This window comes from Mesorhizobium sp. BR115XR7A, assembly GCF_020165315.1.
GTDB classification, from domain to species: Bacteria; Pseudomonadota; Alphaproteobacteria; order Rhizobiales; family Rhizobiaceae; genus Mesorhizobium; species Mesorhizobium australicum.
Map to the genome: position 1 here is coordinate 26,389 of NZ_JAIUHW010000008.1, position 23,530 is coordinate 49,918.

A 23,530-nucleotide genomic window follows, 5' to 3' on the forward strand; every position below is an offset into this window, starting at 1 on the left:
TGCAGTGCACAATTTCCCCACCAAAGGTTCGAACCATGTCCCTGTCCGACGACAGCCGCTATCTCAGGGGCGGCCCGGTTGCCCAGCGCATCATCGCCGCCGTGCGCGAGGACGCGACCATTGCCAAGGCCGAGGGCTTTCCGCCCAAGCTGATCTCGATCACCGTCGGCGATACCGACGCCGTCGAAGTCTATGTGCGCAACCAGCGTGCCAAGGCTCAACTCGCCGGCATCGATTTCGAGGAACGGCGCTTTCCCGCGACGATCACCTCAGGTGAACTCGAAGCAGCCATCCATGGGCTGAATGCCGATCCGCGTGTCACCGGCATCATCATCCAGCGGCCGGTGCCGGCGCATATCCCGATCAAGATGCTGCAGGCGGCCGTGCATCCGCTGAAGGACGTCGAGGGCATGCATCCGGCCTCGATCGGCAACATCGTCTACAACCAGCTCGATCTCGCGCCTTGCACGGCGGCTGCCTCGGTCGAACTGCTCAAGGAAACCGGCCTCGACCTCAAGGGGCTGGAAGTGGTCATCGTCGGCCATTCGGAAATCGTCGGCAAGCCGATCGCCTTCCTGCTGATGAGCGAAGGCGCGACGGTGACGGTCTGCCATCATATGACACGGTCGGTCGCCGCCCATGCGCGGCGCGCCGATGCGCTGTTCGTCGCCGTTGGCAAGCCACGGCTGATCAAGGCCGACATGGTCAAGCCGGGTGCCGCCGTCATCGACATCGGCATCAATTCGGAGGTCGGACCGGACGGCACGAGCCGCATCGTCGGCGACGTCGACACCGACAGCGTCAAGGAAGTGGCCTCGTGGATCACGCCGGTGCCGGGAGGCGTCGGTCCGCTGACGGTGGCGATCCTGCTGCGCAATACCATGGTCGCGCTCAGCCGCCAGCGCGCGCTCTACGAGGCGACCTACGGCACGGCCGACAGGCTTGCGGCGGAATAGCGCCCGGCCTACTCCGCAGCGACCAGGCTCTCATCCAAAATGCCATCCGGCCTCGGCCCGCCATAGGCCCAGTCGAGCAGTTTGATCGTGTGCACCACCGGCATGCTGGCGGCGGATTCGATCTGCGTGATGCAACCGATATTGCCGGTGGCGACGATCGAGGCGCCGGTCGCCTCGATGTTTTTCACCTTACGATCGCGCAGCCTGGCCGAAATCTCGGGCTGCAGGATATTGTAGGTGCCGGCCGAGCCGCAGCAGAGATGGCCCTCGCGCGGCTCGCGCACAATGAAACCCGCCTTGGCGAGCAGCTCCTTCGGCTGCCGGGTGATCTTCTGGCCGTGCTGCATCGAGCAGGCCGAGTGATACGCAACGACCGTGCCCGGCTTGCGCACCGGTTCAGGGAGCTCGAGACTTGCCAGATATTCGGTGATGTCCTTGGCCAGCGCCGACACGCGCGCGGCCTTGTCGGCATAGGCCGGATCGAGCCGCAGCATGAAACCGTAGTCCTTGATCGTCGTGCCGCAGCCCGATGCGGTGATGACGATGGCGTCGAGCCCGCCCTGCTCGATGGAGCGTGTCCAGGCATCGATATTTTGCCTGGCCGAGGCAAGGGCGGCTTCTTCCCGCCCCATGTGATGAACCAGGGCGCCGCAGCAACCCTCGCCCGGTGGCACCACGACCTCGACACCGAGCCGCGTCAGCAGCGAGATGGTGGTGTCGTTGATGGCGGGGTCAAGCACCGATTGCGCGCAGCCGCGCAGGATGGCGACGCGGCCCTTTTTCGTCCCCTGCCCGGCATGGACACCCGGCAAGGCCATCGGCGAGGCCGCCGGGATCGATGCAGGCGCGAGCTTGAGCATCGCGGCGAGCGGCTTCAGTGCAGGAATCTTCTCGAACGGGCTGATGAAAGGCTTGCCCAGCCTCGCAAGCTTGAGCGCGGCGCGGAAGCGCTGGGGATAAGGCAGCACGAAAGCCAGCATGGCGCGAGTCAGTCGGTCGAGCAGCGGCCGCTTGTAGGTTTCCTCGATATGGGCACGAGCATGGTCGACCAGATGCATGTAATTGACGCCCGACGGACAGGTGGTCATGCAGGCCAGGCAGGACAGGCAACGGTCGATATGAGTGACGATTTCCTTATCGGCGGGACGGCCGTTTTCCAGCATGTCCTTGATCAGGTAGATGCGCCCGCGCGGCGAATCGAGCTCGTTGCCAAGCGTTACATAAGTTGGGCAGGTGGCGGTGCAGAAACCGCAATGCACGCATTTGCGCAGGATCTTTTCGGACTCGGCGACGCCAGGGTCGGCAAGCTGGGCGGGCGAAAAATTGGTCTGCATCTCTGATGTCCTAGGCCATGCGGCCGGGATTGAGGATGTTCTTCGGGTCGAATTCCTGTTTCAGGCGCTGGCTGAGTGCCGCCAATGCCGGCGCCTGCGGCTCGAACACTGGCAGCGCGACACGATGGGCGGGAGCGGCGCGCACCAACGTCGCGTGGCCGCCGCCATGTTTCCGCAACAGCCCACGAAGCACGGTGGCTTCGGGATCGCCCTCCTCCATGCGCAGCCACACCAGCCCGCCCTGCCAGTCGTAGAAGGCACTGACGGCGGCCTGCATGCGTAGGGCCAGAACCATCTGGTGCCCCTGAGCGGGCGTCATCGAGACCCGCCAGACCGGCTTTTCGCTGCCGTCAACGAAGGGCCTGATATCGCGCACGTCGCGCCAGATTGCCTTGGAGGTCTCACCGGAAATCTCTTCCAGCGGCCCGGCGTTGCCGAGCAGGGTGTTCAGCGCGGTGATGCGATAGGCAACCGACGGGCCAAAGCCCTCGACGCGCAGCAGCGTGGCGGCTTCACTGCCGAGCGTCCCGCCGGCAACGCGGGCGGCGATGCGCTCCGGCAGATGGGCAGCGCTCGAAACTTCCGCGCTGGAACCAAGGGCCAAGGCCATGGCGGCGCAGGCTGCATCATCGAGCAGGCCACGGACAGCGAGCGTGACTTCGGTCTCGGCCGCAGGCAGCACCTTGAAGGTGACGTCGGTAAAGACGGCCAGCGTGCCCCAGCTGTTGGCCATCAGCTTCGACATATCGTAGCCGGTGACGTTCTTGACCACGCGGCCGCCCGACTTGAAAGCTTCCCCCCGGCCGGAGACGACGTTGATGCCCAGGATATGATCGCGCGCGGCGCCCGCCTTCAGCCGGCGCGGACCGGAGAGGTTGGCGCCGAGCACGCCGCCGATGGTGCCTTTGCCCGGCTCGCCGCCGAGCAGCGGGCCGTAGTCCATCGGCTCGAAAGCGAGTTGCTGGCCGCTTTCAGCCAACAGCCTTTCAATCTCGGCCAGCGGCGTGCCTGACTTGGCCGACAGCACCAGTTCTGCGGGTTCGTAGAGGGTCACGCCCGAGAGTTTCGACAGGTCGAGCGTATGCTCGGTCTGCAACGGACGGCCGATGCCGCGCTTGGAGCCATGGCCGAGAATTTCGAGCGATGCTTCTTCTGCCGTCGCCCAGGCGACGGTAGAGAGGACTTCGGCTGAAGTGGTGGGGGTGAAGGCGGTCATGCACGCGTGCCCTTCCTCTGCCCCGCAAAGCGGGCGAGAAGTGATAGGTCGCGTTTCTTCACACCCCCCTCTGTCCTGCCGGACATCTCCCCCGCAAGGGGGGAGATCAGATGCCGCATCGGATTTCGCCAACATCCAATGTCTGTTGAACGGCGCGACGGCGGAACTGCTAATCTCCCCCCTTGCGGGGGAGATGTCCGGCAGGACAGAGGGGGGTGTTCAAGCGCCAACATGTCCCTCAAAATCTCGGAATGTCGGGAAACGCCACCTGTCCGCGATGCACATGCATGCGCCCCAGTTCGGCGCAGCGGCGCAGTTGCGGGAACACCTTTCCGGGATTGAGCAGATGGTTGGGATCGAAGGCGCACTTGACGCGCATTTGCTGGTCGAGGTCGACCTGGTTGAACATTTCCGGCATCAGGTCGCGCTTCTCGACCCCGACGCCATGTTCGCCGGTGAGCACGCCACCGACCTTGACGCAAAGCCTCAGAATGTCAGCGCCAAAGCTTTCGGCCTTGTCGAGTTCACCAGGCACGTTGGCGTCATAAAGGATCAGGGGATGCAGATTGCCGTCGCCGGCGTGAAAGACATTGGCGACTCCGAGACCGTATTTTTGGGAGAGCTCGCGCATGCCGGCCAGCACGCCAGGCAGCTCCTTGCGTGGGATCGTGCCGTCCATGCAGTAGTAATCGGGCGAGATGCGGCCAACGGCGGGGAAGGCCGCCTTGCGGCCGGCCCAAAAACTCAGCCGCTCCTGCTCGGACTGCGAGATGCGGCAGGTGGTCGAGCCGTTGCGAATGGCGATCGCCTCGACCGCCGTAATGAGATGATCGACCTCGACGCCCGGCCCGTCGAGTTCGACGATCAGCAGCGCCTCGACGTCAAGGGGATAACCGGCATGGACGAAATCTTCCGCCGCATGGATCGCCGGCCGGTCCATCATTTCCATGCCGCCCGGAATGATGCCGGCGCCGATGATGTCGGCCACGCATTGGCCGCCCTGCTCGCTGGTCGGAAAGCCGATCAGCAGGGCGCGCGCCGTCTCCGGCTTTTTCAGGATGCGCACGGTGACCTCGGTGACGACGCCGAGCAGGCCTTCGGAGCCGGTCATGACGCCGAGCAGGTCGTAGCCTTCCGCGTCCAGATGCCTGCCGCCGAGCCGCACCACCTCGCCGCTCATCAGCACCATCTCGATACCGAGCACATTGTTGGCGGTCAGGCCGTATTTGAGGCAGTGCACGCCGCCGGAATTCTCCGCGACGTTGCCGCCGATCGAGCAGGCGATCTGGGAGGATGGATCGGGGGCGTAATAAAAGCCCTCCTGCTCGACGGCGGACGTGATGCCGAGATTGGTGACGCCGGGCTGGGCGACGACGATGCGGTTGGGAAAATCGATCTCGAGGATGCGGTTGAATCGGCTCATGACCAGCAGAACCGCGTCTTCCAGCGGCAGCGCACCGCCCGACAGCGAAGTGCCGGATCCCCGCGGCACGACGCGGATGTTGCGGTCGTTGCAGTATTTCAGCAGACGGGAAACCTGCGCCACCGTCTCGGGCAGAACCACGACCAGCGGCACTTGCCGGTAGGCGGTCAGGCCATCGCTTTCGAAGGCCCGCATTTCGTTGGCCGCGTCGACCACGCCCTCGCCCGGCACAATAATGCGCATGTCGGCGACGATTTCGCTGCGCCGGCGCAGCGTCTCGGCGTCTGGCTTGGGCATGGCAAGGCCGGACATCGGCGCTTTCTCCACTCAACTGGTAAAAATGATTTACCAGCTAGCGGCATTTGTTGCAAATCTTGCTTTGATGGTATCGGGGGCGGATGCAGGCAAGGCTTCCGCAGCGGCAATCTGCCGCTGCACAATCCATCCCGCTTCGGAGCTTGGCGCGATCTATTCGGCCGGATGCTTCGCCGGCTCGGAATGCATCTGTCGCACCCTGCGCACGCCCCACCAGACCAGCAGGATGGCGACCGGCACCGATGCGGCGGTAACGACCTCCGGCGCGAAGGCGTGGCCAAAGACCGACGCGCCCTTGGCGACATAGCCGATGAGGCCCACCACATAGTAGGAGACGGCGGCGACCGAGAGCCCTTCGACGGTCTGCTGCAGGCGCAGTTGCAGCCGGGCGCGGTTGTTCATCGAGGCGAGCAGATCGCGGTTCTGCTTCTCGACCTCGACATCGACCCAGGTGCGCAACAGCGTGGTGGCACGGGTCAGCTTTCGCGACAGGTTGGCCTGGCGCTCCTCGACCGAGCGGCAGGTGCGCATGGCTGGCGCCATGCGGCGCAGCAGAAAGCCCGCCCAGGTGTCGTAGCCCAGCACTGGCTCCTCATCCAGTGCCTCGAGCCTTTCAGTGACGATGCCGTCATAAGCGCGACTGGCGCCGAAGCGGTAAAGGCTGGAAGCGGCATCAGCCTCCAGTTCGGCGGCAAGCTCCGTCAGGTCGGCGAGCAGCGTCTGGCTGTCGCGGGTCTCGGCAACTTTCATTTCCAGGGTCGTCTGTGCCAAGCGATCCTCGATGCGGCGGGCGCGGCTGGACAAGGTGAGCGCCAGCGGCAAGCCGAGCATGGCAAGCGTGCGGTAGGTCTCGATGTCGATCAGCCGCTGCGACAGCGCGCCGGTGCTGGCCGGGGTCAGACCACGATCAAGCACCAGCATGCGGGTCATGCCATCGCCGTCCTGGCGGAAGTCGGTGACAATAGCCGCGCTGCCGCGCTCGACGAGCGAGTGACAGAGGCTGGTCGGGTCGAAGCCGGCGATCAGCCTCTCGTTCGCCTGCGTCCACTTGCGGATCTCGAGCCGGATGCCCGAGATGACGGTTCCCGGCGGCGAAAAGCCATTGCCGAACGGCGAATCCTCTTGCCCCCGGTCATTCTCGGCCAGCGGTCCTTCCCAGAGATAGGTCGAGAACTCCGTATGCCGCTCCCAGCGCAGCGTGCCCTTGCCCCATTTCATGGCGTGGTGGCGGGCATGACGCTCGGGGGCGGCGATGCCGAGGCGGCGCGACAGTTCCGAAAGCACGGCATGGTCGACCGCGGAGCCTCCTTCGGTCATGAAGGAGAGCTGGACGAGGACGCGCGGCTTCTCGACGAGTGGATGCGGACGGGCATGAACCTCGCCGAGCGCGCCGGGCCGGCCTTCATGCGCCGGAAAGCCCATGACGCTGCCTTGGCTGCGCGACTGGAATTCAAGATTGGACGTCTCGTCCGACACGTCTGGTCCCCCTGGTTTCGACCCTTCGTGCAATGGTGCCGTCTTGCGGCAATCGACAAGGGACGTAAACAGCAAAGTTTAGCGCGAGGCGACGTGCCGGCGCGATGCGAAAATCGACCGAACCAGGCGAATTGGATAAATAATTTGACCAGTTGGCGACAGACGCTTTAATCTGCGCGACATTCATTCCGTCCCCAGGCGCTTCCTTTGAGCGATATTTTCTCCAGGATCGAGCATTCGCGCACCGCCGACGAAGTCGTGCAGCAGATCGAAAGCCTCATCCTCGAAGGCGTGCTGCGCACTGGCGACCGGCTGCCGGGCGAGCGCGAACTGGCGCGTCAGTTCGATGTGTCGCGGCCCATCCTGCGCGATGCGCTGAAGGCGCTCGAAGGACGTGGGTTGCTGACGACCAAGGCCGGCGGCGGCACGCATGTCGCCGACATTATCGGCCAGTTGTTTACCAAGCCGGTGGCGGACCTGATCTCGACGCATCGCAAGGCGGTGACGGACTATCTGGAGTATCGCCGCGAGGTCGAGGGCATAGCCGCCGAATACGCGGCACGGCGTGCCACACCCGAAGACCTCGCCCTGCTCGACCGCATCATGGCGCGCATGGATGAGGCGCATCGTACCGGCGACTTCGACGACGAGGCGGAAATCGACGTTGAATTCCACCACGCGATCTGCGAATGCGCGCACAACATCCTGCTCTTGCACACGCTGCGCTCCTGCTACCGCCTCTTATCGGAAGGCGTGTTCCAGAACCGGCTGCTGGTGTTCACCGTGCCGGGCGCGCGAGAGGCGCTGCTGGCGCAGCACCGGGCGATCCACACCGCGGTCAGGGCTGGCGATCCGGCCGCCGCCCGCCAGGCGGCGATGGACCACATGACCTATGTCGAGCGCTCGATGGCGGAAGCCGAGCGCAGCGGCGACTGGCAACGCGTGTCGCGGCTGAGGCTAAGACAGCGCTCGGAAACCGGCGGCAGCGAACCAGCGCGTAGCCGCTCCTAGTCAATTTGATCAAGCGGGGACCATCATGAGCGACATTCTCACCATCGCAGACCTCAAGGATCTCGCGCGCCGGCGCGTGCCCAAGATGTTCTTCGACTATGCCGACTCCGGCGCCTGGACCGAGAGCACCTACCGGGCAAACGAGGAAGACTTCCAGAAGATCAAGTTCCGCCAGCGCGTGCTGGTCGACATGAGCAACCGCTCGCTGGAATCGACCATGATCGGCCAGAAAGTGTCGATGCCGGTGGCGCTTGCGCCGACAGGCCTGACCGGCATGCAGCACGCCGACGGCGAGATGCTGGCAGCGCAGGCGGCTGAGGAATTCGGCGTGCCGTTCACGCTTTCGACGATGAGCATCTGCTCGATCGAGGATGTCGCGTCGGTGACGAAGAAACCGTTCTGGTTCCAGCTCTATGTACTGCGCGACAAGGATTTCGTCCTCAATTTGATCGACCGGGCGAAGGCGGCGAAGTGCTCGGCGCTGGTGCTGACGCTCGACCTGCAGGTCCTCGGCCAGCGCCACAAGGACGTCCGCAATGGGCTTTCGGCGCCGCCCAAGATGACGCTCGCCAACATCGCCAACATCGCTGTGCGGCCTGGCTGGTGGATGGGCATGGCTGGCACGAAGCGCCGTACCTTCCGTAACATCGTCGGCCATGCCAAGGGCGTCGGCGATGTGGCTTCGTTGTCGTCATGGACGACCGAACAGTTCGATCCGCACCTGTCGTGGAAGGACGTCGCCTGGATCAAGGAGCGCTGGGGCGGCAAACTGATCCTCAAGGGCATCCTCGACAAGGAGGACGCGCTGATGGCAGCCAACACCGGCGCCGATGCCATCATCGTTTCCAATCATGGCGGCCGCCAACTCGACGGCGCATCGTCCTCCATCATGGCGCTGGAAGAGATCGCGGATGCGGTCGGCGACAGAATAGAAGTGCATATGGACGGCGGCATCCGCTCCGGCCAGGATGTGTTGAAAGCGCTCTGCCTGGGCGCCAAGGGCACCTATATCGGCCGGCCATTTCTTTACGGCCTGGGCGCGCTCGGCAAGGAAGGGGTTACCAAGGCATTGGAAATCATCCGCAAGGAGATGGACATCACGCTGGCGCTGTGCGGAAAACGTCTGGTCACCGACATGGGCAAGGACCAACTCCGGCGCTAAGGCCGTGACATCTGACCACGGAGATACCAGAACCTTGGTGGAACCCGGCATCCATTTCCTCGACGCACGCGGGCCGGACGGCGTGCGTCTCTACGCGATCGGCGACGTGCATGGCCGGCTCGACCTGCTGGCCGCCATGCACGGACAGATCGAGGCCGAGATCGCCAGGGACCTAGTCGCGGACTGGCGCATCATCCATCTTGGCGACTATGTCGATCGAGGGCCCGACTCCAAGGGCGTCATCGACTTCCTGATCGAAGCGCGCGAACGCGATCAGCGAAACATGATGCTGGCCGGCAACCACGACCTCGGCTTTCTCGACTTTCTCGAGACACCCGACCCCGAAGGGCTCTTCATCCGTTTTGGCGGCATCCAGACCGCGCAATCCTATGGGGTGACGATCAACAACGGCAGCGGCATTTGGTTCGGCAAGGCCGAGTCAGCCATGCGCAAGGGCCACCAAGCCTTGCTCGCAGCCGTGCCGCAAAGCCATATCGACTTCCTGCGGTCGCTGCCGTTCTCGGTGACGTCAGGCGACTTCTTCTTCTGCCATGCCGGCATAAGGCCAGGCATTGCGCTGGAGAAACAGAATATCCAGGACCTGATCTGGATCCGTGACGTCTTCCACGATCACACCGGTCTCCTCCCGAAGATCGTGGTGCATGGCCACACGCCGGTCCCCGAGGCGGAAGTGATGGCCAACCGCGTCAATGTCGACACGCTTGCCTGGCAGTCAGGCAAGCTTACCGCGCTCGTCGTGGACGGCGCGGACAAACGCATCCTGGAAATGTCGATAAAGGAACCTTGAGGCCCCGGCGCCCAAGGACGCGAGGATACTGGCGCGAGGGATACTCGCGCGAGCGATGCCTGGGCTTTAGCGCAGGGAGGCGGTGACGCCGTAGCCGTCGACCGCATTGTGGTTGTTGGCGGCATCGGCGGCATAGATGCCAAGGCCGCAAAGCACGATGGCGGACAGCATGGCAAAGGACAGAAGAGCTGCTTTCACGGACGTCATCTCTTGTTGAGCTTTCTGCATCTGTGCACGAGGCGGTTACCAATGCGTTGAAACGGAAAAATCGCTTCAAAGTTTCGACGATTTCGCGCTTCTAGGCGTGTTCTGTATCGATGGTGTGTCGCACGGGTCACACAAAAGGTTCATCCCGGTTGCACAGCCGATATAGCGCGCGCCTTCTAGGATAGCGGGCGGACACAAGCCAAGGATGAAAGGGTTTTCCCCAGACGGATTCCGGCCCACGTGCCAATTATGTCACGCGGTAGGACGCGGAAGCGAATGCTTAGATCGTCGCCACCCAGGCGCGGGCGATGGCGAGGCCGGCAGCATCGGCATCAGGGCCGTTGCGGGCCATTTCGTCCTCGAGCTCGCCGGCCCAGTCGGGATGGCGCGCGGCAATGGTCGGGGCGAAGGAGGAACTCCAGTCCTTCACCAGCGGCCGGTCGGCCTCGAAATGGAACTGGAAGCCGTAGACGGCGCGGCCGACCCGAAACGCCTGGTTTTCGGCGACATCGTTGCCGGCGAGCCGCACGGCGTCGTCCGGCAGCTCGAATGTATCGTCATGCCACTGGAAGATCGGGAATGTTTCCGGCAGTGCAGACAGCACTGGGTCGGCCTTGGCATCCGGGGTCAACGACACGCCGCGCCAGCCGAATTCATTGGCGCCGCCAATGCGGTTTTCGCCGCCAAAGGCGCGGGCGACGAGTTGACCCCCGAGACAGATGCCGAGCACTGCGCGGTCCTTGCCGGCAAAATCGCGGGTCAGTTCCAGCAGCGCCGGGAAATAGGGATAGTCTTCGTCGTCCAGTGCATTCTGGCCACCGCCGAGCACCACCATGGCATCATGGCCGGTTGCGTCCCGTGGCAGCGCATCACCCTTGTAGGGAAGGCGCACATCGAGATCGGCACCCGCTTCCGCGAGCGCCGCGCCAACCTGGCCAAGGCCGGTATTGTCGAAGTTCTGGACCACCAGCACCCGCATGGCAAACCCTGCTGACATGAAAACGAGGAAACCAGCGATATCATGCCGCCAGTATCGCAGCCAAGATGCGTATCCCAGGAGAAAACCATGCCACTGCAGAACCGGGTCGATCCGTTCGGCGCCATTCATGCCGTGCCGGAGCGCGGCCTGTTCACCGGCAATCGCGGCATCATCCACGACCCCGCGACAAAGACGCTCCTGAAAAAGCGCTGGGCGCTTCAGGCCTGGATCATCTGCGTGTGCCAATTCCGCAATGTGCGGCGCGAGCCGATGGGCCGCAACCGGGCCGGTGGCAAGGCCGGCTGGACCGAATTGTTCTTCCTCGACGAGGTGACGGCGCTCGCCGCCGGGCATCGTCCCTGCTTCTTTTGCCAGCGCGAACGAGCCAGGGATTTTGTCAGGCGCTTCGGCCAAGCCTTCGTCATTGCCGAGCCGCGCGCGCCGCAGGTGGACAAGCGGCTGCACAAGGAGCGGTTGGCGTCGGGTGGCAAACGGCCTGCCGTCGCGATGGACGCGCTTGCCCGCCTGCCCGACGGCGCGATGATCGCAACCGGCGGCAGCACCTACGCCTTGTGCCACGGCAAGGCGTTGCCATGGTCTTTTGCCGGATACGGCCCGCCTACCAGCCTGGGTCGGTTCGAGGACGAGACGCTGGTGCTGCTGACCCCGGAAACGACGGTTGCCATCCTGCGTCACGGCTTTCAGCCTGTGTGGCATCCCTCCGCCAAGGCTTGACGCCGGCGGCCGCCTCGCCCATTCCTCGGCCATGCGCGCCAACTACAAGATGCAACGTCTGTTCGTGCCCGACGACCTCGGACCGGACATCGAGGTCGAACCCGGCCAGCAGCAGAGCCATTATCTCCTGCATGTGCTGCGGCTCGCCGAAGGCGCCGAGATCCTTGTCTTCAATGGCCGCGACGGCGAGTGGTCGGCCACGATATCAGCGAAATCGAAGCGCTCGGTGCGGCTGAAAGTACTGGCGCTGCAAAGGCCGCAGCCGCCTTTGCCTGACCTGATCTATTGCTTCGCACCGCTGAAGCAGGGCCGGCTGGATTATCTCGTGCAGAAGGCGGTGGAGATGGGCGCCGGCGTCCTGCAGCCGGTCATCACCCAGCACACGCAGGTGGCCAAGCCGTCGATCGATCGCCTGCGCGCCAATGTCGTCGAGGCCGCCGAACAATGCGGCATCCTGGCGGTGCCAGAAATGCGCGAGGCGGAAAAATTCGAGCGCCTGCTGACCGGCTGGGACAAGGAACGCCGGTTGATCTTCTGCGACGAGGACGCCTCGACCAACAACCCACTGCCTGCGTTGCAGACGGTGAAGGAGAAGAAGCTCGCCCTGCTCGTCGGGCCCGAGGGGGGCTTTTCCGACGAGGAGCGCAAGATGCTGCGCGCGCTCCCCTTCGTGACCGCCATTCCGCTCGGACCGCGTATCCTGCGTGCCGACACGGCGGCCGTGGCAGCGCTTGCGGTGATGCAGGCAACAATCGGCGACTGGTAGTGCTCTGTCTCTTGCAAGAGGTGTTTGCTGGGCGTGGCCTTCAATTCCTCTTGACCTGTGGCTCAGGATTTTTCGCTTGATCGGCTACTGACATTTCGTCCATTTAGCGCCGGCGGTGGTCCAACCGCCTTTGAGGGCTTGAGAATGGCGCGCGACACAACCGATTTCCGGCCCATCGAAGGCATAGACGAGCTTGTCGAGCACCTGGCCGAAGGCAACAAGCCGCGCGAAAAATGGCGCATCGGCACCGAGCACGAGAAATTCCCGTTCTATGTCGATGGCAACGCACCGGTGCCCTATGGTGGTGAGCGCGGCATCCGCGCCATCCTTGAAGGCATGCAGAACAAGCTTGGCTGGGATCCGATCATGGATGACGGCCGCATCATCGGCTTGGTCGAACCGACGGGCCAAGGGGCAATTTCGCTCGAGCCCGGCGGCCAGTTCGAGCTTTCCGGCGCGCCGCTGGAGACGATCCACCAGACCTGCCGCGAGGGCAACGCCCATCTGGCGCAGGTGCGCGAGATCGCCGAGCCGATGGGCATCCGCTTCCTCGGCCTCGGCGGCAGCCCGAAATGGTCGTTGGCCGAGACACCGAAAATGCCGAAGTCGCGCTATGAGATCATGACGCGCTACATGCCCAAGGTCGGCACCAAGGGCCTCGACATGATGTACCGCACCTGCACGATCCAGGTGAACCTCGACTTCGAGAGCGAGGCCGACATGCGCCGCAAGATGCAGGTGTCGCTGAAGCTGCAGCCGCTGTCGACCGCACTGTTCGCCAACTCGCCCTTCACCGACAGCCGGCCGAACGGGCTGCAGAGCTGGCGCGGCGACATCTGGCGCGACACCGACAACCAGCGCTCGGGCCTGCTCGAATTCTGCTTCTCGCCCGATTTCGGTTTCGCCGACTATGTCGAATGGGCACTCGACGTGCCGATGTATTTCGTCATTCGCGATGGCCGTTATCACGACATGACGCATATCACCTTCCGCCAGTTCATGGCCGGGGCCGCGCGCAATGAAGTGCCGGACGGGCTGCCGACGATGGGCGACTGGGCGAACCATCTGTCGACGCTGTTCCCGGACGTGCGGCTCAAGCGTTTCCTTGAAATGCGCGGCGCCGATGGCGGTCCCTGGCGGCGCATCTGCGCGCTGCCGGCCTTCTGGGTCGGGCTGCTCTACGACGAGGTGGCACTCGACGCGGCCGAGGCGTTGACGTCGAGCTGGACCTACAAGGAAGTCCTGGCCATGCGCAACGCCGTGCCGGAGCTCGGCATTGCCGCGCCCTTCCGCAACACAACGTTGCGCGAGGTCGCCCGCGACGTCATGGCCATTTCGCGCACGGGGTTGAAGAACCGCGGCAAGAAGAACCGTGACGGCTACGACGAAACCTCGTTCCTCAACACGCTCGACGAGGTCGTGGCGCGCGGCACCACCAGTGCGGAGGAGATGCTGTCGGCCTACCACACGCGCTGGGGCGGCTCGATCGAGCCGGTGTTCATGGAGTATGCCTATTAACCGCGAGCCATGGCGGGTGGCAAAAGTAACTTCAATCGGGCGCTGAAACGAATTAGGCTCTCTTTCGAGGATTTCCCGGAGGAGAAGCCGATGCCTACCTTGTTCGACATGCTGGCGCAGGCCCAGAACGGCAACGGCATGCAGGCGCTTGCCCAGCAATACGGGCTTTCGCTGCAGCAGACGCAGGCGGCGGTCGCCGCACTGCTGCCAGCCTTTTCACAAGGGTTGCAACGCAACACCGCCGATCCCTATGGGCTCGGCGCCTTCATGACGGCGATGGCAAGCGGCCAGCACGCCAAATATTTCGAGGACGCCACGCGCGCCTTCTCGCCGCAAGGCGTCGACGAGGGCAACGGCATTCTGGGACATCTGTTCGGTTCGAAAGACCTGTCGCGCGCCGTGGCCAGCCAGGCCGCGCAGGCGAGCGGCGTCAGCCAACAGATCTTGCAGCAGATGCTGCCTGCTATCGCCTCGATGGTAATGGGCGGACTGTTCAAGCAGACGACAAACCAGATGCAGGCAGCGGCTGGTCTTGGCGGCGGCGGCAACAATCCACTGGGCGAGATCATCGAGCAGATGATGCGGCAAGGCGGCATGCAGGCGCCAGCGCCGCAACAGCGCCAGGCGCCACCGCCTCAGAACCCCATGGACAACCCGCTCGGCAAGGTCTTGCAGGACATGTTCGGTGGCGGCTCACCGCAGCCGCAAAGCCAGCCGCAGCCGGCACCCAATCCCTATGGCGACAATCCGCTCGGCAAGGTGCTGCAGGACATGTTCGGTGGCGGCGCGCCGCAGCAACCACAAAACCGGCCCCAGTCCCAGCGGACACAGAGCCCCTACGGCGACAACCCGCTGGGGAAAATCTTCGAGGAGATGCTGCGGCAAGGTGGAGGCGGCGGCCTCGGGATGCCCGGCGGGCAGCCGGCGCCGCAACCTGAAGCGCCGCAACCGCAGCGGCGCCAGGCACCACAGCCCCAAGCCAATCCGAGCGGACCGCCAAGGAACCCGTTCGACGACATTTTCGGCAAGATGTTCCAGACCGGCGCCCAGCAGCGCGACGAATACCAGAAGGGCGTGGAAACGATCTTCGACCAGTTCAAGCGGGACATGGACCGGCGGTAGCCGCCCGGCCTTCGGTAAACCTTAAAGGAAAAGCCCGGTCCTTGGGAGGACCGGGCAGCGTGCAGGCAGGCCGGCGGGGAACCGGCAGGGAGTGGGGAGCCTGCAGAACCTTGGTCGCGCTGAACCGTGAAAGGGTTCAACGCAACCGAAGCTGAACCAATCAGGCCACCTTGCGAGCGATTTCCTCGATCGTTTCCACGCGATCGCTGGCGATCTCACGCAGGATTGCCGTCGGGTCACGGCCAAACGGCACGTCGATTGCGACACAAAGGTCGGCGCGCGTGAGGCCGATATCGGCGAGTTCTGCGTCCGACATCTCGCCAAGGCGGTAGAAGGCGCGGCGGTTTTTCCAGGCGCGGTAGGCGTTGGAGACAATGTTGGCCACGCGCGTCGCAACGGCCGGACGCGAGGTGATGCGCGAGGTCTCGGTGGCGAAATCGATCGTGGTCATGTCGGTCTCCTTCAGACTCGAACGGACGAAACCCGACGATCGGCGCTGGCGACAGCGACCGTTCCGGTCTCAATACAATTCTAGAGATGCATGTCGTCGTCCCAAAACCGGTGTCCACTTTTGGGCGACATGCATGGGCTTTCATTTGGACAATGCCAATTTGCCATCGACCGATTGATTAATCCAACGAATGTTTCTAATCTTTAATATCAACAGCAGTGATGGATTGGACCGATGAAAGCGCCGCTCGATCTCGATCAATTGCAGACCTTCATCTCGATTGCCGATACCGGCAGCTTCACCCGCGCTGCGGAAGAAGTGCACCGCACCCAGTCGGCGGTGTCGATGCAGATGCGCCGGCTGGAGGAGCGGATCGGCAAGCCGCTGTTCGAGAAGGAGGGGCGCTCGAACAGGCTGACGGAGGAAGGCGACAAACTGCTCTCCTACGCAAGGCGATTGCTCTATCTCAACCGCGAAACGCTCGCAGCCTTCGATGACCAGAGGCTCGAAGGCACGATCCGCATCGGCACGCCTGACGATTATGCGGACCGTTTCCTGCCCGAGATCATGGCACGGTTCACGCGCTCCAATCCGCGCGTCGAACTGACCGTCATCTGCGAACCGACGCCGGGGCTGGTCGAGCACATCAAGCGCGGCAATCTCGACCTAGCGCTGGTGACGCACAATGATGTGCGCGGCCAGTCGGAGGTGGTGCGGCGTGAACCGCTGCTCTGGGTCTCCTCGGCCAACCATGCGACACATGAACAGGAGACGCTGCCGATGGCCTTCGGCCGGCCGAACTGCATCTGGAGGCGCGCCGCGGTCGACGTGTTGGACCAGCAGAACCGCGACTACCGCATCCTGTTCACCAGTTTCTCAGCGACCGTGATCACCGCCGCCGTGCTGTCGGGGCTGGCGATCTCGGTGCTGCCGGAATGCGCGCTCAGGCCCGGCATGCGGGTGCTGGGCGAGGCCGACGGCTTCGGCGCCCTGCCCGACTGCCGCATCGGCATCATGCGCGGCCAGACCTCGCGGCCGGAGATCGTCGATGCGCTTGCCCGCCACATCTCGGAAAGCCTGGACAACATCTCCGTGCCGCTCGGCGAGGAGACGGGGACGTTCGATTTCGCGGCCCTCGCCTTTGCCAAGATGAAGCGAAGCAAGCCGAACCAGATCCTGCCGGGCTGGTAAAAAGCGGGTCATGACTATCGGGCCTGACACGGCCGCCTTGACGTCGGCGTCCAACCGGCCCCCAATCGACCGATGAGCGAAGCAGCATCCGAATCACGCACCAACGCCACCGAATACACGGTGAGCGAAATATCAGGCGCGCTGAAGCGCACGGTCGAGGACGTCTTCGGCAATGTGCGGGTGCGCGGCGAAATCTCAGGTTATCGTGGGCCGCATTCCTCCGGCCATGCTTATTTCGCGCTCAAGGACGACCGTGCGCGGCTCGACGCCGTGGTCTGGAAAGGCACGATGAGCCGGCTGAAATTTCGTCCCGAGGAAGGGATGGAGGTGATCGCCACCGGCAAGCTCACCACCTATCCCGGCAAGTCCAATTACCAGATCGTCATCGACAATCTCGAGCCGGCCGGCGCCGGGGCGCTGATGGCGCTGCTGGAGGAGCGCAAACGCCGGCTGCAGGCGGAGGGGCTTTTCGATGCGGTGCGCAAACGCCGGCTGCCGTTCATGCCACGCGTCATCGGCGTGGTCACCTCGCCGACCGGCTCGGTCATCCGCGACATCATCCATCGCATCAAGGACCGCTTTCCACTGCATGTGCTGGTCTGGCCCGTGCGGGTTCAAGGTGACACGGCGAGTGCGGAAGTGACCAATGCCGTCACCGGTTTCAACGCGCTGGCATGGGACAGCCCCATTCAGCGCCCCGATCTGCTGATCGTGGCGCGCGGCGGCGGCAGCCTGGAAGATCTGTGGGGCTTCAACGACGAGGCACTCGCCCGCGCGGTCGCTGCCTCGGGCATTCCGGTGATTTCGGCTGTCGGCCACGAAACCGACTGGACGCTGATCGACCTTGTCGCGGATGTGCGGGCGCCGACACCGACGGGCGCGGCCGAAATCGCCGTGCCAGTGAAGGCTGACCTCGAAGCGACGCTGGCCAGCCTCGGCGCGCGGCTCAAGGCCGCCGTCTTGCGCAATTTCGAGCGCAAGCGGCAGGCAGCCCGTGCGACGGCGCGTGCGCTGCCCTCGCCCGATCAATTGCTGGCGCTGCCGCGCCGGCGCCTGGACGAGGCGACATCGAGGCTCGGTCGTGGCCTGATGGTTTCCACCGAGCGCAAGCGGGCGCGATTCTTCGCTGTAAAATTGACGCCGGCAATGCTGTCGCAGCGGATTGCCGAAGCGCGGCGCACCAACGACCGTAGCCTTTTGCGGGCGCAAGGGGCGCTGCGCACTCTGGCCAGAAGCCGGCGCGCGGAGCTCAATCGTGCCGCGGATCAGTTGCCAAAATGCGCCAAGGCATCGCTGCAGCGGCACAGACAGCAATTGGCTTTGCTGCAGGGCCGCATCACGATCGAGCCGGCAGCCCGGCGCCAACGTGTGCAGAGGGATCTTCTGACGGCTTTGACGAGACGCGGCGGCCAGGCGATGCTGCTCAGGCTGGAGCGGTTGCGCGGCCGCATCGTCCAGGCCGACCGGCTGATGGCGACGCTTTCGCACAAGGCCGTCCTGGCGCGCGGCTTCGCGCTGGTGAAGGATGCCGACGGCGCGGTCATCAAGCAGGCCGCCGACGTGGTGTCGGGGATGGCGCTGTCGCTGGAGTTCGCCGATGGCACGGCGGATGCGGTGGCAACCAGTGGCGCGGCGCGGCCAAAGTCCGTGGCCAGACCGGCGGCAAAGGCAAAGGAACCCGGCAATCAGGGATCCTTGTTCTAAGAGCATGATCGACAATCCGCACCATCTGGCAACGCCGTCCGGCAAGCCGCGCGCGCGAAGCTTCGCTATCGGCTTCGACGGAACGCCCGGGCCGTTCAACGCGATCACCGACGTGCCCGGCGTCGCTGTAGGCTATGCGACGCTGATATCGGGCGATGGTCCGCTTATCGTCGGCAAGGGGCCGGTGCGCACCGGCGTGACCGCAATCCTGCCGAGGCCGCGCTCCGAATTGGCCACCCCGGTCTTCGCCGGCATTTTCAGCCAGAACGGCAATGGCGAGATGACCGGCTCACACATCATCGAGGAAACCGGCGCCTTCAACTTCCCGGTCACCGTCACCAACACGCATTCCTGCGGTGTTTCGCGTGACGGCACGCTGCGCTGGATGAACCGGGTGCTGCCGACCGCGATCGACAGCGCCTGGGGGCTGCCGGTGGCGGCGGAGACTTATGACGGATTTCTCAACGACATCAACGGCCACCATCTAACGTCGGAGCACGTCGCCGAAGCCCTTGACGGCGCCGCCGACGGACCGGTCGAGGAAGGCAGCGTCGGCGGCGGCACCGGCATGATCACCTTCGGCTTCAAGGCAGGGTCCGGCACGGCCTCGCGCATCGTCGCATGGCAGGGGCGCACCTACACGGTCGGCGCCTTCGTGCAGTCGAATTTCGGCAAGCGGCATAATTTCACCATTCGCGGCCTGCGCGCCGAGCCCGAACTCACCGAACCGGCGATCCGCGAAGCCACGTCGCGCGCGGAAAAGGGCTCAATCATCGCCGTCATCGCGACCGACGCGCCTTTCCTGCCGCATCAGATGAAGCGATTGGCGCGCCGTGTGCCGCTCGGCGTCGCCTTGACGGGCGGCTTCGGCTATCACAGTTCGGGCGATATCTTCCTCGCCTTCTCGACGGCCAATCCCGCCGCGGCGCTGGGGCTGTCCGGCCGCATCGCCAGCGCCGATTTCATCCCCGATACAGACATCGACCCGTTCTTCGATGCGGTGATTCAGACGGTGGAGGAATCCATCCTCAACGCTCTTATCGCCAATGACGACATGACCGGGCGCGACGGCAATTTCGTGCCGGCGCTGCCAAAGGCCTGGCTGGAAGAAAAGTTTGGCTGAGAGGAATGGCTGAGACGAAACCGCGGGCCGAAGCCCGCGCGTTTCGAACAGGTTTGACCCGCAGTTATTCCGCGGCTTTGCTTGAGGCCTGCTGGTTTTCGTCGGCCTCGGCCGCTTCCTCGAGCCGGGAAGCGATCAATTCCTGGATGTCGCCGACTTCCTCCTGGATGTCCTCCAGGGGTATGCCGACCTCGGCCGCCTTGGCGGCGCATTCGCGGGCCAACGTCTCGGCCTGCTTCTCGATCCTGGCGTGGGACTGGCAATGGACCTTTTCGCCGATCCATCCCCGCAAGAACTCGATCGCGTGTTCACTCATACTGCTGTTCCCTGGCGGCAAAGCCGGTTGGTAATCATAAGCGTCGGCATCCCGCGAAGGATGCATGTTCCCATTCGAGCCGAGTCGCGGCCAGCCGGCAAGCCGAAGCCGTCCAGGGTCCACAGAGCCGAAGGAAATCGAGGGGTGAAGAACATTTTCTGATTCTGAAGGACTGTACCGTTGGCGGGGTCTTCCCGCTCCGAGCAATTGCTTCTACCTTTTACGGCTTCCAGTCCGTTTCTTAATCTCACCGGCTGTCGCTACAGCCGCCTATGACGTTGCGCTTCAAGGCGTGAGCCCGCGAAGCCGCCGCTATATAGTGACATCCACATCCGATGTCGACTCTCCTCAAGGCCCGTGCAGACGAGCCATGCAAAAGTCGCATGGATCGCTGATCCGGTCAGAAATTTTCAACCCACGGCCTGAGTTCCATTTCCCAGGTCCAGGCGCTGCGGTGCTGGCGGTGGATGGCGAGATAGGCCTCTGCGATCGCATCCGGAGACAGCCGGCGATCCTGCGGCCCGGGCTCCTGTCCGGAAGCGGCCGAAGCAATGGCGCCGTCGATGATGAAATGCGCAACGTGGATGTTTTTGGGCGCCAGTTCGCGGGCCATGGATTGCGCCAGCCCGCGCAATCCGAATTTGGGCATCGCAAAGCCGGCGGAGCCGGCGAACCCCTTCACACTTGCTGTCGCTCCGGTGAAGAGGATCGACCCCGCCCCTTGAGCGATCAGCCGGCGGGCCGCCTGTTGAGCTACCAGGAAACCGCCATAGGCCCCGACCAGCAAAGCCTGTCGGACGGCCTCGGGATCGAGTTCGGCTATTGGACCGCGAGCGCGGCCGCCGGTGTTGAAAATCACAAGGGAAAGCGGGCCAGCCTTGTCCGCGATATCGAACAGATGCTCGACCGATGCTGGGTTCGAGACATCCGTCGCCACAGCTTGCGCGCCGGCTTGCGCTTGCAAGGCATCGAGCTTCTCGATGTTTCGGGCGGCCAGGACGACATGGAACCCTTCCCTGGCGAGAAGACGCGCGAGCGAGGCGCTCAATCCGGAGCCCGCTCCGGCAATCACGGCGACGTTGGATGTCATGAGACCCTCTCCTCTTCCAGTGATTGCAACGGTCGGCGCGTGTTGAACTCTGCCGGATCGGCGCCGCACCGGCAACACGCAGGGCGAAAAGAAAAATGGCCGGGCGCGAAACGGCCCGGCCAAAAAAAGAAGGTCATAACCTTCAGAGGGGAACACCGCTCAGTGAAATGGGAGGAAAACACCGAACGGTTGTTCCTTTTTGAGCCGATTCCCCGAGGGATACGACGAATGATTTTCTAAGAATCGGTCCGAACGGCAAAAATCCCGTTCTTTCTTGTCCAAGATTCAGCCGGCCCGGCTTTCCGGTTCGAGCAGATCCGCATAGTGGCGCCGAGCGACGTCGGGATGCGAGCGCAGCCGGCTTTTCAGCACATTGGTTCCGACATCGCGAAACAGCGGATTGTCCGGATCGCTGGCCGGCCCGCGCGCCTGCGCCGCCAGATCCTCGGAAAGGCTAAGCAGCGGTATCGTCGCATCGAGCCTGGCGCTGAAGAAGAACGGCACCGAAATGCGTTCAATGCCGGCCGCCGGCGTCACGACACGATGCACGGTCGCCCGCAAATAGCCGTTTGAGGCCAGTTCGAGCAATTCGCCGATGTTGAGGACGAGCGTACCGGGAATGGGGTCCACATCCACCCAGCTTCCGTCATAGTCGACCTGCAGCCCCTTATTGTCATCCTGAAGCAACAGCGTCAGGAAACCGCCATCCTTGTGCGCGCCGACACCCTGGTCATCGCCGGTCGCCTCTCGGCCGGGATAGCGCACGATTTTCATGCGGTGGTTTGGCTGCTCGCGGTAGATCGGGTCGAAAGCGTCCTCGGCTTGATCGAGCGACAGCGCGAAGGCTTTCAACAGCCTGATGGCCACTGCTGTTGCCTTGGCCTGCCATGCCAGCAGGGCGGGTTTGAGTTCCGGCAACGCAGCGGGCCACTGGTTCGGCCCCTGCAGCCGCGTCCAGGCGGGAATTCCTGGCCCTTGCGCTATGGGCTGACGCTCGACGCCGATGTCGAGCTGTTCGCGCCAATCGGCCTTGCCCTTGGTCAGCTCGCCGCCGGCGCGGGTATAGCCACGGAACTGCGGGGATTTCACCATTTCGATCGCGAGCTTGTCGGCCTCGGCCAAGGCAAAGAAGCGGCGCGACGCGGTGAGCACTTCACTGATTTCCGCCCACGAAATGCCATGTCCGGCCAGGTAGAAAAAGCCGATGTCGCGCGACGCGGAACGCAGATCCGCCAGAAATGTCCGGCGTTCCGACGCGCCTTGTTCAAAGCGGCTCAAGTCGAGCACGGGTACTATTCTGGGCATATCAGGCTCCTTTCCCGGCTTTGTGCGGATGTTACCGTCCGCAAACCAGGACTGTTGGACAGGCGTGCACTTTTCGGCGGTCACACCCGCCGGCAATGCCTGCAAGTGTCATCGACTCCAGATTGCCAAGAAAGAAACGATCGGCCCTTCGAGACCGCCGCGATGAACAATTTTTGCGCGCGCGCCGGCAAGCTGACAATGACCGCGATCATTCGCGCAGATACGGACCGCCAGCAGGCGCGCGACCTCCACGCTATTGGGCTGCCCTGAGCAGCATGCCGAACAGGTCGCGTGGCTCGTCGGGGTCGGCGAGCATATCGAGCTCCTGGTACAGGCCGGTCGACCTCAGTTGATCCCTGACATAGCGCAACGCCGAAAAGTCCTCGATAGCGAAACCCACCGAATCGAACAGCGTGATCTGGCCGGCGTCGCGCCGGCCCTCAACGGCGCCGGTGACCACCTGCCACAGCTCAGTCACCCGATGATCCGGCGCGAGCTGCTGGATCTCGCCTTCGATGCGGGTCTGCGGCGGGTATTCGACGAAAATGTCGGAGCGCAGCAGGATGTCGCGGTGCAGTTCGGTCTTGCCGGGGCAGTCGCCGCCAACGGCGTTGATATGTACGCCCGAGCCGATCATGTTGTCGGTCAGGATGGTGGCGTACTGCTTGTCGGCGGTGACGGTGGTGATGATGTCCGCACCCTCAACCGCTTCCTGCGCGCTCGTGCAGGCCGTCATGTCGAAGCCGAGGCCGGCGAGATTGCGAATGCATTTCTGTGTTGCCGAACGGTCGATATCGTAAAGCCGCAGCCTGTCGACGCCGAGCAGTGCCTTGAAGGCCAGCGCCTGGAACTCAGCCTGGGCGCCGTTGCCTATCAGCGCCATGCAGCGGGACTCGGCCGGCGCCAAGTGCTTCGCGGCAAGGGCCGACATGGCCGCCGTGCGCAGTGCGGTCAGAATGGTCATCTCGGACAGCAACACGGGATAGCCGTTGTGGACGTCGGCCAGCATGCCGAAGGCAGTCACGGTCTGGCGGCCCTCGCGCATGTTCTTGGGATGACCATTGACATATTTGAAACCATAGACCTCGCCGTCGCTGGTCGGCATCAACTCGATAACGCCCTCGGCGCTGTGCGAAGCGACGCGCGGGGTCTTGTCGAACAGATCCCAGCGGCGGAAGTCGTCCTCGATATAGCCGGCGAGCTCAACCAGGAACCGCTCGACGCCGATCCTGAGCACGAGCTTCATCATATTGTCGACGCTGACGAACGGCACGATGTTGAGATTGGGTATCATTTGTTCCTTGCCGGTACACCAGTCAGCC

General features: G+C 63.8%; 22 protein-coding genes. 11 read left to right on the top strand and 11 right to left on the bottom strand.

From position 1 onward, the window contains the following. The first annotated feature begins 35 nt into the window (after positions 1–35). A complete protein-coding gene (locus LB557_RS17930; protein ID WP_224641972.1) occupies positions 36–956 on the top strand; it encodes a bifunctional 5,10-methylenetetrahydrofolate dehydrogenase/5,10-methenyltetrahydrofolate cyclohydrolase in 921 nt (306 codons plus the stop codon). Between the two features lie 8 nt (positions 957–964). Here the strand turns inward: LB557_RS17930 and glcF are convergent, their stop codons facing one another. From glcF to LB557_RS17950, 4 genes are all read right to left on the bottom strand, one after another. Beyond that, on the bottom strand, positions 965–2,290 hold the full coding sequence (gene glcF / locus LB557_RS17935; protein ID WP_224641973.1) for a glycolate oxidase subunit GlcF: 1,326 nt from the start codon (positions 2,288–2,290) through the stop codon (positions 965–967). A 10-nt stretch (positions 2,291–2,300) separates the two neighbouring features. Beyond that, entirely contained in the window at positions 2,301–3,506 is a 1,206-nt protein-coding gene (locus LB557_RS17940; protein WP_224641975.1) for an FAD-binding protein, read from the bottom strand. A 238-nt stretch (positions 3,507–3,744) separates the two neighbouring features. Beyond that, positions 3,745–5,241 carry an FAD-linked oxidase C-terminal domain-containing protein gene (locus LB557_RS17945; RefSeq protein WP_224641977.1) on the bottom strand — a complete coding sequence of 499 codons (1,497 nt, stop codon included), beginning with the start codon at positions 5,239–5,241 and terminating at the stop codon, positions 3,745–3,747. A 156-nt stretch (positions 5,242–5,397) separates the two neighbouring features. Beyond that, on the bottom strand, positions 5,398–6,720 hold the full coding sequence (locus LB557_RS17950; RefSeq protein WP_140792920.1) for a DUF3422 family protein: 1,323 nt from the start codon (positions 6,718–6,720) through the stop codon (positions 5,398–5,400). Positions 6,721–6,927: 207 nt separating this feature from the next. Between LB557_RS17950 and LB557_RS17955 the strand changes: the two genes are divergently transcribed. Genes LB557_RS17955 through LB557_RS17965 form a run of 3 tightly spaced genes read left to right on the top strand, consistent with a single transcriptional unit; the run spans position 6,928 to position 9,701 of the window. Further along, positions 6,928–7,731: an FCD domain-containing protein gene (locus LB557_RS17955; RefSeq protein ID WP_015316499.1), complete on the top strand. Its 804-nt coding sequence runs from the start codon at positions 6,928–6,930 to the stop codon at positions 7,729–7,731. Between the two features lie 25 nt (positions 7,732–7,756). Continuing rightward, positions 7,757–8,893, top strand: coding sequence for an alpha-hydroxy acid oxidase (locus LB557_RS17960; protein WP_015316498.1), 1,137 nt, complete (start codon positions 7,757–7,759; stop codon positions 8,891–8,893). A 34-nt stretch (positions 8,894–8,927) separates the two neighbouring features. After that, a complete protein-coding gene (locus LB557_RS17965; protein WP_224641979.1) occupies positions 8,928–9,701 on the top strand; it encodes a metallophosphoesterase in 774 nt (257 codons plus the stop codon). A gap of 66 nt (positions 9,702–9,767) precedes the next feature. Here LB557_RS17965 and LB557_RS31620 read toward each other — a convergent pair whose 3' ends face one another. Together LB557_RS31620 and LB557_RS17970 are read right to left on the bottom strand one after the other, a co-directional pair. Beyond that, entirely contained in the window at positions 9,768–9,899 is a 132-nt protein-coding gene (locus tag LB557_RS31620) for a hypothetical protein (protein ID WP_013893872.1), read from the bottom strand. 289 nt (positions 9,900–10,188) lie between these two features. After that, positions 10,189–10,887 (bottom strand): type 1 glutamine amidotransferase, encoded by a 699-nt coding sequence (locus tag LB557_RS17970; protein WP_140792941.1) that lies wholly within the window; start codon positions 10,885–10,887, stop codon positions 10,189–10,191. An 87-nt stretch (positions 10,888–10,974) separates the two neighbouring features. Here LB557_RS17970 and LB557_RS17975 point away from each other — a divergent pair, with 87 nt between their 5' ends. From LB557_RS17975 to LB557_RS17990, 4 genes are all read left to right on the top strand, one after another. Then, entirely contained in the window at positions 10,975–11,622 is a 648-nt protein-coding gene (locus LB557_RS17975) for a hypothetical protein (protein ID WP_224598716.1), read from the top strand. A gap of 31 nt (positions 11,623–11,653) precedes the next feature. Next, complete coding sequence (locus LB557_RS17980) at positions 11,654–12,388, top strand: 16S rRNA (uracil(1498)-N(3))-methyltransferase (RefSeq protein WP_224642007.1); 735 nt, start codon at positions 11,654–11,656, stop codon at positions 12,386–12,388. Between the two features lie 144 nt (positions 12,389–12,532). After that, positions 12,533–13,906, top strand: coding sequence for a glutamate--cysteine ligase (locus tag LB557_RS17985; RefSeq protein WP_140660864.1), 1,374 nt, complete (start codon positions 12,533–12,535; stop codon positions 13,904–13,906). Between the two features lie 90 nt (positions 13,907–13,996). Next, a complete protein-coding gene (locus tag LB557_RS17990; protein WP_224641982.1) occupies positions 13,997–15,028 on the top strand; it encodes a DUF937 domain-containing protein in 1,032 nt (343 codons plus the stop codon). 160 nt (positions 15,029–15,188) lie between these two features. On the opposite strand, the gene LB557_RS17995 is transcribed toward LB557_RS17990, so the two are convergent. Then, positions 15,189–15,479 (bottom strand): DUF1127 domain-containing protein, encoded by a 291-nt coding sequence (locus LB557_RS17995; RefSeq protein WP_224641983.1) that lies wholly within the window; start codon positions 15,477–15,479, stop codon positions 15,189–15,191. 234 nt (positions 15,480–15,713) lie between these two features. Here LB557_RS17995 and LB557_RS18000 point away from each other — a divergent pair, with 234 nt between their 5' ends. From LB557_RS18000 to LB557_RS18010, 3 genes are all read left to right on the top strand, one after another. Then, positions 15,714–16,670 (top strand): LysR substrate-binding domain-containing protein, encoded by a 957-nt coding sequence (locus LB557_RS18000; protein WP_140614583.1) that lies wholly within the window; start codon positions 15,714–15,716, stop codon positions 16,668–16,670. Between the two features lie 72 nt (positions 16,671–16,742). Further along, entirely contained in the window at positions 16,743–18,374 is a 1,632-nt protein-coding gene (xseA, locus tag LB557_RS18005; protein WP_224641985.1) for an exodeoxyribonuclease VII large subunit, read from the top strand. Positions 18,375–18,378: 4 nt separating this feature from the next. After that, positions 18,379–19,497: a P1 family peptidase gene (locus tag LB557_RS18010; RefSeq protein WP_224641987.1), complete on the top strand. Its 1,119-nt coding sequence runs from the start codon at positions 18,379–18,381 to the stop codon at positions 19,495–19,497. A 64-nt stretch (positions 19,498–19,561) separates the two neighbouring features. Here the strand turns inward: LB557_RS18010 and LB557_RS18015 are convergent, their stop codons facing one another. From LB557_RS18015 to LB557_RS18030, 4 genes are all read right to left on the bottom strand, one after another. Then, a complete protein-coding gene (locus LB557_RS18015) occupies positions 19,562–19,813 on the bottom strand; it encodes a DUF768 domain-containing protein (RefSeq protein ID WP_015316487.1) in 252 nt (83 codons plus the stop codon). A gap of 400 nt (positions 19,814–20,213) precedes the next feature. Beyond that, a complete protein-coding gene (locus LB557_RS18020) occupies positions 20,214–20,903 on the bottom strand; it encodes an SDR family NAD(P)-dependent oxidoreductase (protein WP_224641989.1) in 690 nt (229 codons plus the stop codon). A 285-nt stretch (positions 20,904–21,188) separates the two neighbouring features. Then, positions 21,189–22,208, bottom strand: coding sequence for an isopenicillin N synthase family dioxygenase (locus tag LB557_RS18025; protein WP_224641991.1), 1,020 nt, complete (start codon positions 22,206–22,208; stop codon positions 21,189–21,191). A 253-nt stretch (positions 22,209–22,461) separates the two neighbouring features. Further along, a complete protein-coding gene (locus LB557_RS18030) occupies positions 22,462–23,502 on the bottom strand; it encodes an ornithine cyclodeaminase (protein ID WP_224641993.1) in 1,041 nt (346 codons plus the stop codon). Between the last annotated feature and the right edge of the window lie 28 nt (positions 23,503–23,530).